This window comes from Phocaeicola sp. GP0067 (assembly GCF_031119655.1).
Taxonomy (GTDB): Bacteria; Bacteroidota; Bacteroidia; order Bacteroidales; family Bacteroidaceae; genus Phocaeicola; species Phocaeicola vulgatus.
Map to the genome: position 1 here is coordinate 180238 of NZ_JAVHZY010000008.1, position 10320 is coordinate 190557.

The 10320-nt window shown below is 41.9% G+C and carries 11 protein-coding genes; 1 reads left to right on the forward strand and 10 read right to left on the reverse strand.

Going from position 1 to position 10320, the window contains the following annotated elements; genetic code table 11:
• Positions 1–524 precede the first annotated feature (524 nt).
• Positions 525–800: a putative quinol monooxygenase gene (locus RE317_RS09100; RefSeq protein WP_005851637.1), complete on the reverse strand. Its 276-nt coding sequence runs from the start codon at positions 798–800 to the stop codon at positions 525–527.
• 48 nt (positions 801–848) lie between these two features.
• Entirely contained in the window at positions 849–2006 is a 1158-nt protein-coding gene (locus RE317_RS09105; RefSeq protein ID WP_117873469.1) for a glycosyltransferase, read from the reverse strand.
• Between the two features lie 204 nt (positions 2007–2210).
• On the opposite strand from RE317_RS09105, the gene RE317_RS09110 reads away from it, so the two are divergent.
• Positions 2211–2717 (forward strand): hypothetical protein, encoded by a 507-nt coding sequence (locus RE317_RS09110; protein WP_008671214.1) that lies wholly within the window; start codon positions 2211–2213, stop codon positions 2715–2717.
• 66 nt (positions 2718–2783) lie between these two features.
• On the opposite strand, the gene lysA is transcribed toward RE317_RS09110, so the two are convergent.
• The 8 genes from lysA to purU form a co-directional block, all read right to left on the reverse strand.
• Entirely contained in the window at positions 2784–3944 is a 1161-nt protein-coding gene (lysA, locus tag RE317_RS09115; RefSeq protein WP_117873471.1) for a diaminopimelate decarboxylase, read from the reverse strand.
• Positions 3945–4051: 107 nt separating this feature from the next.
• Positions 4052–5371: an aspartate kinase gene (locus tag RE317_RS09120; protein ID WP_005841213.1), complete on the reverse strand. Its 1320-nt coding sequence runs from the start codon at positions 5369–5371 to the stop codon at positions 4052–4054.
• A 107-nt stretch (positions 5372–5478) separates the two neighbouring features.
• On the reverse strand, positions 5479–6237 hold the full coding sequence (locus RE317_RS09125) for a cell division ATP-binding protein FtsE (RefSeq protein WP_005841212.1): 759 nt from the start codon (positions 6235–6237) through the stop codon (positions 5479–5481).
• 1 nt (position 6238) lies between these two features.
• Complete coding sequence (hisIE, locus tag RE317_RS09130) at positions 6239–6850, reverse strand: bifunctional phosphoribosyl-AMP cyclohydrolase/phosphoribosyl-ATP diphosphatase HisIE (protein ID WP_007832614.1); 612 nt, start codon at positions 6848–6850, stop codon at positions 6239–6241.
• Positions 6851–7014: 164 nt separating this feature from the next.
• On the reverse strand, positions 7015–7770 hold the full coding sequence (gene hisF, locus RE317_RS09135; protein ID WP_005841210.1) for an imidazole glycerol phosphate synthase subunit HisF: 756 nt from the start codon (positions 7768–7770) through the stop codon (positions 7015–7017).
• A gap of 9 nt (positions 7771–7779) precedes the next feature.
• A complete protein-coding gene (gene hisA, locus RE317_RS09140) occupies positions 7780–8499 on the reverse strand; it encodes a 1-(5-phosphoribosyl)-5-[(5-phosphoribosylamino)methylideneamino]imidazole-4-carboxamide isomerase (protein WP_005841209.1) in 720 nt (239 codons plus the stop codon).
• A gap of 41 nt (positions 8500–8540) precedes the next feature.
• A complete protein-coding gene (gene hisH / locus RE317_RS09145) occupies positions 8541–9131 on the reverse strand; it encodes an imidazole glycerol phosphate synthase subunit HisH (protein WP_117829795.1) in 591 nt (196 codons plus the stop codon).
• Positions 9131–9988, reverse strand: coding sequence for a formyltetrahydrofolate deformylase (gene purU / locus RE317_RS09150; RefSeq protein ID WP_005841207.1), 858 nt, complete (start codon positions 9986–9988; stop codon positions 9131–9133). Before purU ends, hisH begins: the two co-directional genes overlap by 1 nt.
• Positions 9989–10320: the final 332 nt, after the last annotated feature.

A 10320-nucleotide genomic window follows, 5' to 3' on the forward strand; every position in this document is an offset into this window, starting at 1 on the left:
TACTTATAACACGCTTTTGGACAAACGCATTTACGGTATGTTGGTAAAGTTGAAAGAACGGATGGACCAGATTATTTTCATACTTATGCTTTCAATTTGAAACTTTTTGTTGTTTTTAAAACGGGTGCAAAAGTAGAATAATTGTCTTTAATATGCAAATAATATACATATTAAATCTTATTGAAGCAAAATATGATATAAAACAAACAATATTTGTGATATTTCGTTGTAAAACGAAGGTTTTAAATTGTTACATTTATAGTTTTACCGAATAATATTGCATGTGCATGGGTGGGTGAAAACAATGAAAAAGGGGCTGTTTGGGGTGTGTTAGAGAATATAAAGCGATAAAAGGTTTCAATTTGTTATGCTGGATAATGTGATACTCTTCTGTTTTTTCAGGCAGTGATTACATTGGTGGAAAAGTGTTTCTTGCATAACCTTTCTTGGCGGATAAAAACAAATCAGGGTTTGTATAAACAAGCCCTGATTTGTTTTTGTCGGATCAAGATGGATAGCCGGATTTAGAATTCAAATTTTTCTAATTTCATCTTGCCCAATTCTTGCAATTTAGGAACCAAGGTTATAAAATGTGCAGCTTTTTCGTGTGCATCCAGTGACTCAGCATCTTTCCATGTTTCGCAAATCATAAGGACATCTTTCCGTGTCGCGCTCTCAAAGATATCATAAGCGATGCAACCCTTGTCGTTTAAAGATTGCGCTACCAATTCCTTTGCTGTTTCTAAGACAGCATTGCGGTTACTCTCGTTTACTTGGATAAAAACATTTAATCTGATCATAATTCGTATTATTAAATTAAGAAATGTATAGTTGGTTTCATTCTCTTTTTATTTTCTCATAAACTCATTTTTCCGTCTGAATTTACGTTGTAATTTGAATACCCCATTCCATGCAGGTTGCAGAAAATCGAATAAGGGGAGTAGTGCACAGAACTTCCGTTCACCAAAAACTTTGGCGGTTTTTCTGAAAACAATCAGTTGCATCGTGAAGCGTGCTGACCATAGCAAAACAGCAATGCCTGCAATAGTCCATTGGTGGAGAAGAATACTGGTGGTTATAGTGGCGATGATGGCTGTATAGAACAAGAATCTGCTGCAAGTCTCAAATCCTATGAGATAACGGGCGGTTCCATGAAATAACCGGCTGGTAGCCGCATAGCTTATTTTCTCTTCACACCATATTCTTTTATATTTAGGCATGGCGATTCGCATCAGACTTTCAGGGCTGGCTTCAACTCGTGTATTGTGTGCACGGGCTGTTTCATTGATGAACAAATCATCTTCTCCACGTTGCAGATTCAGGTGGGAGGCAAATCCCTTCTGCTTGTAGTACAGTGTTTTCCGATAAGCCATATTCCGTCCTGTGCCCATGTAGGGATGTCCGGAAACAGCCATACCCAGATAACGCATAGAATTCAGCAACGTGTCGAAAGTGATTTTCTTATTAAACCATCCCGGTACTTTTTCGTAGTTGCTGTAGCCTAAAACGATTTCGGTGGCAGGTGTGAAATTACGTGCCATCTGTTTCAGCCATTGATTGCTTTGCGGACGGCAATCGGGTTCGGTAAATACCAGCCATTCATGGCGGCTGGCTTTAATTCCCATTGTTATTCCCAGTTTCTTGTGGCTGATGTAGCGTGCACTGTCGGGGATAAAGGTATGATAGAGATTGGGATATTTGTCTTCCAGTAATTTCAACGTATTGTCACAATCATCCGCCGGGCGGTCGTAAATCACAATCACTTCGAATTCCGGATAGTCCTGCTCTAAAATAAATGGGAGGTTTTCTTGTAATTCGTGGGCTGCGTCTTTTGCCACAATGATGACAGACAGTGGAGGATTTTGGGTATTTATATCAGTGGCATATGCTGTTTCTCTGCTGTGAGTGTATAGTTTGTTATATAGCCCCAGATAGTAAACGGCCTGCGTGGTGAATAAGGCTCCCGAAGCTATTGGTAAGATTGTATCTATGGTGAATGGTTCCATGTGTGATCTGTTTTAAAAACGTGCAAAAATACAGCAAATAATTGAATTGTAGCAGGATGAATATTCTTTATTTATTCAAAAGTTCAGATTTAATTATAATTTAATGTTAAAAGTGTGTTTCCGTGAATATTTTTCAAGTATAATTGCTATATTTAAGGAAGTTAGCTGAAACCTGTAACAAGTCCTGACCAACGGGCAATTATTATGAGAATACAATTTGAGATTAAAGAAAGTTTGATCAATATACTTGATCAGCTTATGCATTCCGACTTTTGGGCTACGGAAATCAAGGAAGATGAGTCAGGAAAGAAGATTATCAAGATTAAAGACTTGGCTTATAACTTAGAAGCCGTGGCCGAGGTGATGGGGAATGAAATTTTTATTAGAACTGCTTTGTCTAAGTACACGTATCGTATTTATGAGGTGAAGGGGGAGTGCTGGTGCGAGTATGTGGGGGCCTATCGCGGTTTTTTGGAACAGAAGCTCCTTCCAATAATTACTCCGAAGGAAAATCTGTTGGAATGTGAGGTGCTGGATAGTTCCATATTAGGAGGCAAACAGAAAACTTTGCGTGAGTATGCGGAAGATAATTTAAAGCTAAAGAAGTTCCGTGAACAGAATTTTGGTAATAATGGATTTTCAAAAGCGGATCATCCACGGCGTGTGTATGATGAATTTATAAAAGAAGATTTCATTCCGGAAGATAAATAAGAAACAGCGCCGCTTTGATGCAAAGCGGCGCTGTTTCTTATTTATCTTCCGGCAGTTGGAGTTGGTTTATACTAACTCTTCTGAGGTATATCCTTTGGGCAATGCACGACAATTGTAAGCCGATGCCATAATTTCACCATATGCTCCTGCTGAACGGAGAGCGAAAAGGTCGCCACGGTGTGCTTTGTTCAAATCAATAGCCTTGCCGAATACATCGGATGATTCGCAGATGGGGCCTACCACATCGTAAGTTTCCATAGGTTCTTCCGAAGTGATATTTTCTATTTTGTGGTATGCCTGATAAAGGGCAGGACGAATCAAGTCGGTCATGCCGGCATCTAATATGGCGAACTGTTTGTTGGTTCCTTGCTTTACATAAATCACTTTGCTGATAAGGCTGCCGCACTGTCCTACTACGGCGCGTCCCAGTTCGAAATGTAAAGTCTGCTGGGGGCGCAGTCTCAGATGCTTGTGATAAGTGGCAAAGTATTCCGTGAAGTTGGGGATGGCTTGACGGTTGGGGTGTGCATAATCAATTCCTAAGCCGCCGCCTACATTGATATGTTCTACTATGATTTGGCGGGCATAGAGTTTTTCCTGTAGTTCGTTTACACGGTTGCACAAGGCTACAAAATCACCCATATCCAGAATCTGAGAACCGATGTGGAAATGTAAGCCTACAAATTTTACATGAGGCAATGTTCCGGCCATATCAATCACTTTGTCCATATCTTCCATGCTGATCCCGAATTTGTTTTCTGCTAGTCCGGTGGTGATATTTGCATGGGTATGCGCACCTACATTCGGATTGATACGGAAAGCTACACGGGCTGTTTTGCCTTTGGCGGCAGCCAGTTCGTTAATGATTTCCAGTTCGGGTACAGACTCTACGTTGAAGCAGAAAATATCATAATCCAGACCCAGATTAATTTCCCAGTCTGTCTTGCCTACGCCAGCATAGACTATTTTGTTTGTCGGGAATCCGGCCTTAATGGCTGCGCGGATTTCTCCGCCACTTACACAGTCGGCTCCCAGACCGCTTTCGCGGATAATTGTCAGGACTTTGTGGTTAGCATTGGCCTTCACGGCGTAATGCACGCAGAAATTATTGTATTTGCCTGCTTCTTTGTTGATGCATGACAAGGTTTCTCGCAGCACATTGACATCGTAATAGTAGAAGGGAGTTTCCAACTCTCTGAACTTGTTTACGGGGAATGTTCCTTTCATATTGTATTTTGTTTTTATGAGCAGGGGCGAATTAAATTCGCCCGAAAACACCAACTTTGTAGAGTGGGATGTATTCGGGCGGATTCAATCCGCCCCTACAGTAGAAATTATTTATTGTTGAATAAATGATCGCTTAATGACTGCAATGCTTTCTTCTTGTCTTCTTCACGAATCAGGAAAGAAATATTGTAGTTGCTACCGCCGAATGAAATCATACGTACCGGTATGTCGCGCATGGCGTCCAACGCTTTGGCTTCAAAGCCTACGTTTTCCCATTCCAGGTCACCGACTACACAGATGATACACATATCCTGATCTACGGTTACTGTACCATATTTCTTCAAGTCGTCCAGAATTTCATTCAGATGTTTGGTGTTATCAATGGATACGGAAACACCGACCTCTGAAGTACAGATCATGTCGATAGAGGTCTGATAGCTTTCGAAGATTTCGAATACTTTGCGCAAGAAGCCGTGGGCCAGTAACATACGGCTTGATTTGATCTTGATGGCAGTGATGTTGTCTTTGGCTGCAACTGCCTTGATTTTGCCTTTTTCCGTATCATTGGAAATCAAAGTCCCCGGGGCTGTAGGTTCCATTGTATTAAGCAGACGGACGGGAATATTGGCATATTTGGCAGGCTGTACGCAAGTAGGATGCAGAATCTTCGCACCAAAGTAGGCCAATTCGGCAGCTTCTTCGAAGTGCAGGTGACGTACAGGAGAAGTCTTGTCTACGATGCGCGGGTCATTATCGTGCATACCGTCAATATCTGTCCATATCTGGATTTCGGAGGCGTTTACAGCGGCACCGATCAGTGATGCGGTATAGTCGCTTCCGCCACGTTGCAGATTATCTATCTCGCCATAGGCGTTGCGGCAGATAAAACCTTGTGTGATATAAATTTCAGCGTCCGGATGTATTTCCAGCTGTGCGGCCAATTTTTCTTTGATATATACAGGGTCGGGCTCCGAGTTCTTGTCCGTGCGCATGAATTCCAATGCCGGAAGTAAGATGGCGTTGACCCCTTGTTCCTGCAAATAGTTGGTAACCATGTTGGTGGAGATCAATTCGCCTTGTGCCAGGATTACTTTTTCTTCGAACAGTGTGAAAATATCTTTTGTATACGAACGAATATAATCGAACTGTGCTTTTATAAATTCCTGTGTTTTCTGCTTATACTCGTCAGTAGAATAAAGTTCATTAACATGCTGTTTATATTTAGCCTCCAGTCTGTTAATGATTTCATTCGCACCTTCGGGATTTTTCTTATACAGATAATCCGAAATTTCAACCAACGTGTTTGTTGTTCCAGACATGGCTGAAAGTACAACAATCTTCTGTTCACCGTCGGTAATTAATTTGGCTACTTCTTTCATTCTTTGTGCAGAACCTACCGAAGTACCTCCAAACTTTAAAACTTTCATTTTTCGTTTCGTATTTTAATTGTTCCTATATTGATAATTAGCGTGCAAATATACAAATAAGACTGCAAAAATCAGCATTTTAGTGATGATATTTATCATTCATCTACTTATTCTGCCGTTTCTTGGGGTGTAACTGTCGTTTTTTCTCCTTTTTCGGTCTCATTTTGACTTCTTTCCATCCGGCTGTATTCGTGAGTCACTTCTTTGATATGATGATTCTCAAAGCGGTAGACAACTCCCGGATATTCCGACAGGAGATGCAGATTATGGGTGGTCATCATGATGGCGGAGCCTGTAGCACAAATGGATTTCAGAAGTTCTACAATTTTGCGCCCTGTTTCCGTGTCCAGGTTACCCGTCGGCTCATCGGCCAGAATAATGTCCGGCCGGTTTAGGATGGCACGGGCAATAACAATGCGTTGTTGTTCGCCACCCGATAGTTCGTTGGGCATTTTGTATCCTTTACCGGTCATTCCCACTTGGTCCAGTACTTCTTCAATGCGTGCTTTGATGGTTGCTTTGTTTGTCCATCCGGTGGCGCGCAATACAAAACTGAGGTTTGCGTGTACGGTGCGGTCTGTCAGTAACTGAAAATCTTGAAAGACAATGCCTAAACGGCGGCGCAGTTCGGGAATATGCTTCCGCTTGATGTTAGTCATGTTGTAGCCTAGCACCTCGGCTTCTCCTGACTGTATATCCAGCTCACCGTAAATTGTTTTCAGTAATGAGGTCTTTCCGGAACCGACTTTCCCAATGAGGTAAACAAATTCACCCTTGTTCAGTTCCAGGTTTACATCTTCCAATACGCCTAATTCTTGTTGGTTGATATATACGTTTTTATATCGAATGAGAGCTTCGTCCATCATTTTAGTGTTTTTTCCACGTAGCGCTATGACGTTCTTTCAATTCACGGGCAAGGTCCTCGATGCGATAGCCTTTTGAGGTGAGCAGTACAATCATGTGGTATATCAGATCGGCTCCTTCGTAGATAAGGCGTTCGTCGGTTCCGTTACAAGCTTCGATAACCGTTTCCACGGCTTCTTCACCTACTTTCTGTGCCATTTTGTTGATACCGGATTCGAACAGGCTGGTGGTGTAAGAGCCTGCGGGCATTTCCTCATGACGTTTGTCAATGAAATCTTGTAATTCCTTTAGGAACATGATGTCTTCTTTGTTTTCTTCTCCCCAGCAAGTATCTGTTCCGGTGTGACATACAGGACCTGCCGGATTTACTTTGATCAGCAGGGTATCCTTGTCACAGTCTTCTTTTATAGAAACAACATTCAGGAAATTCCCGCTTTCTTCACCTTTTGTCCACAGGCGGTTCTTGGTACGGCTGAAGAAAGTTACTTTACCAGTTTCCATTGTTTTTCGGTATGCTTCTTCATTCATAAACCCTAACATCAGTACTTTGTTGGTGCTGTTGTCTTGTATGATGGCGGGGATCAACCCGTTCATTTTTTCAAAATTCAAATCCATTTTTCTATATTTTATTGTTATATTATCGGTGTTGTATAGAACTTGTTTAAAATTTCATCAGCATCGTCATTCAGAGTGGAATGAGGATCTGAAGGTCGTTTGCCAGTCTTTCATCCTGTTTGGGATGGTAGTGGAAACAGATTTAGATGCAATTAAAAACAGAGTTATAACCTCACATTAATTCCTTGCTCGCAAAGATACTGTTTTAATTCGGGAATTTTAATTTCTCCGAAATGAAAAACGCTGGCTGCTAATGCAGCATCTGCTTTCCCTTTTGCAAATGTATCGCGGAAATGTTCCATGCATCCGGCGCCTCCAGATGCGATGACGGGAATTGTCAGTAAATCGGCCAAGGTGGAGAGGGCTTCGTTGGCATATCCGTTTTTCACTCCGTCATGGTTCATGCTCGTGAAAAGAATTTCTCCTGCCCCGCGATTGTTCACCTCTTTAGCCCAGTCAAACAGGTACTTGTCGGTTTCAATCCGGCCGCCGTTCAGATAGCATTTCCACCCGGTTTCAGTCTGCTTGGCGTCAATGGCTACTACACAGACCTGTGAACCGAAATGTTTGGCAATCTTGTCTACCAAATCCGGATTGCGGATGGCTGATGAATTGATAGAAACTTTGTCAGCTCCTGCATTCAATAGCCGGTCTACGTCGCTCAGTTCGTTTATACCTCCTCCTACAGTAAAGGGGATATTGATATTGGCCGCTACCCGTTTTACCAAATCGGTAAAGGTTTTGCGCCCTTCATGGCTGGCAGTGATATCGAGAAAGACCAGTTCGTCAGCTCCCTGTTCACTGTAGGTACGCCCCAGTTCTACCGGATCACCTGCTTGACGTAAGTTTACGAAATTGGTTCCTTTTACGGTCTGCCCGTCTTTGATGTCCAGGCAAGGTATGATTCTTTTTGCTAACATGATTTGCTCTTACATGAAACGGTTTAAGTCTTTCAATGTAATTTTTCCCTCGTATAATGCCTTGCCGAAAACAACAGCCGGAACTTTGGCTATTTCCAGGTCGATAATGTCCTGTATACAGCTTACTCCTCCGCTGGCTATCAGATGCATATTCGGGAACTCCTTCAGGATTTGCTGGTATAGTTCCACGGAAGGCCCTTGCAACATTCCGTCACGGCTGATGTCGGTACATAACACCTTGAAAACTCCTTCTTTAGTATAATCTTTCAAAAAAGGGATCAACTGCTGCTGACTTTCCTCTTTCCAGCCATTGACAGAAATTTTATTCTCCTTTACATCAGCTCCCAGAATGATTTTCTCGTTTCCGTATTGTTCCAGCCATTTTTTGAAAAGCCCGGGATTTTTCACGGCTACGCTGCCCAGGGTTACCATTTGTGCGCCATTGTCGAAAGCGATGACTAGGTCCTCGTCTGTTTTTATCCCTCCTCCAAAATCAATGACCAGAGAAGTGCGGCTGGCGATTTGGTCCAGTACACGGTAATTCACAACATGGCGTGAAACTGCTCCATCCAGATCGACAATGTGCAGACGATGAATCCCATGGGCTTCAAATTCTTTGGCAACCTCAACCGGGTTTTCGTTATATACTTTCTGTGTGTTATAATCTCCTTGAGAAAGACGGACGCATTTGCCATCAATAATGTCGATGGCAGGAATTAACTCTATCATATCTATTTCTTCTTATACATTGTTATATATAATGTAATGGTTCACAATTCTAAAAAGTTCCTCAGGATTCGTTCGCCCACGGCTCCGCTCTTTTCGGGATGGAACTGTGTCGCATAGAAATTGTCTTTGTGCAAGGCCGAACTGTAGGGGAGGATATAATCTGTTTGTGCTGCCGTAAACTCGTTCAGAGGCACATAGAAGCTATGTACGAAGTATACAAATTCTTCTTTGGTGAATCCTTTGAACAGGTCGCTGCGTACATGAGCCAGGGTATTCCATCCCATATGGGGTACTTTGTCTTCATGCCGGGTGGGGCTGAACAACTTTACATCAGTATCAAAGATGCCCAAGCACTCGGCATTTCCTTCTTCGGAGTGCCGGCACATCAGCTGCATTCCCAGGCAGATACCTAGTACAGGTTGTTTTAAGTTTTTAATAACTTCATCCAACCGGTTTTTCCGGAGATGGCTCATGGTTGTTTCGGCTTCGCCCACACCGGGGAAGATAACTTTGTCGGCACTCATCAATACTTCCTTATCGGAAGTGATGGTTGCTTCTACTCCAAGGCGCTTCAGTGCATAGTCTACGGAGTAGATGTTTCCTGCATTATATTTTACGACAGCAATTTTCATCAGCTAAAGATAACTGTTTTATTTTTATAAGCCAATACTTTTCGTTCAATATGTTTCTGAACAGCACGAGAAAGGACTATTTTTTCCAAATCTTTACCTTTACTTACTAAATCCTGCACAGTGTCCTTGTGTGTGATGCGTACTACATCTTGCTCAATGATAGGACCGGCATCCAGTTCGGAGGTAACATAATGGCTGGTCGCACCAATGATTTTTACTCCTCGTTCAAACGCTGCATGATAAGGTTTTGCACCAACGAACGCAGGGAGGAAAGAGTGGTGTATGTTGATGATGCGGTTGGGATATGCTTCAATCATTTGTTCGGAAATTACTTGCATATAGCGTGCCAGTACAATGAAATTGATGTTATGTTTTTCCAACAGCTCCATTTCTGCTTTTTCCTGTTCCATTTTGTTCTCTTTAGTAATAGGGAAGAGATAGAACGGTATACCGAAACGTTCTGCCACATGCTGAAGGTCGGGATGGTTACTTATAATCAGCGGAATTTCCACATTCCATTCTCCGGCCGTGTAGCGTGCCAGCATATCGAACAAGCAATGGGACAGTTTGGAAACAAATATGGCCATTTTGGGTTTTACATCCGAGAAATAAAGACGGAATTTCATTTCATATTTTTGGGCATACAAGGTTTCAAAATAATCTTCTATTTTATTTTTAGGAATAAAGAAATCCTTTATTTCCCATTCTATACGCATGAAAAATATATTTTCTACATGGTCTACATATTGGTCTAAGTAGACAATATTACCTTTGTTAATTGTAATAAAGTTTGTGACTTCTGCCAAAATGCCTGGTTGGTCTGGGCAGTGCAACAATAATTTTGCAGTTGTATTCATCTTTTTCCCTAATTTTCGATTTTAATCTATTGAGTGCACAAAAATAGCGAATTATTGCCAATAAGCTAAATTTTATAACAAGAAGTTTGTTGAAAAGATTAAAATAATAACAATATCGTAATTTTTAGGGTGGGGAGGTGAAGGGAGTTGGAAAATATTTTTTTTATGGTTTTTGCCAAAACGCTTGCAGATTTAAAAATAATGCGTACCTTTGCACCCGCAATCGAGAGAGAAAGCGTCGGAAGAGAGACTATCAAAATTATTGGTGCGTTAGTTCAGTTGGTTAGAATACATGCCTGTCACGCATGGGGTCACGGGTTCGAGTCCCGTAC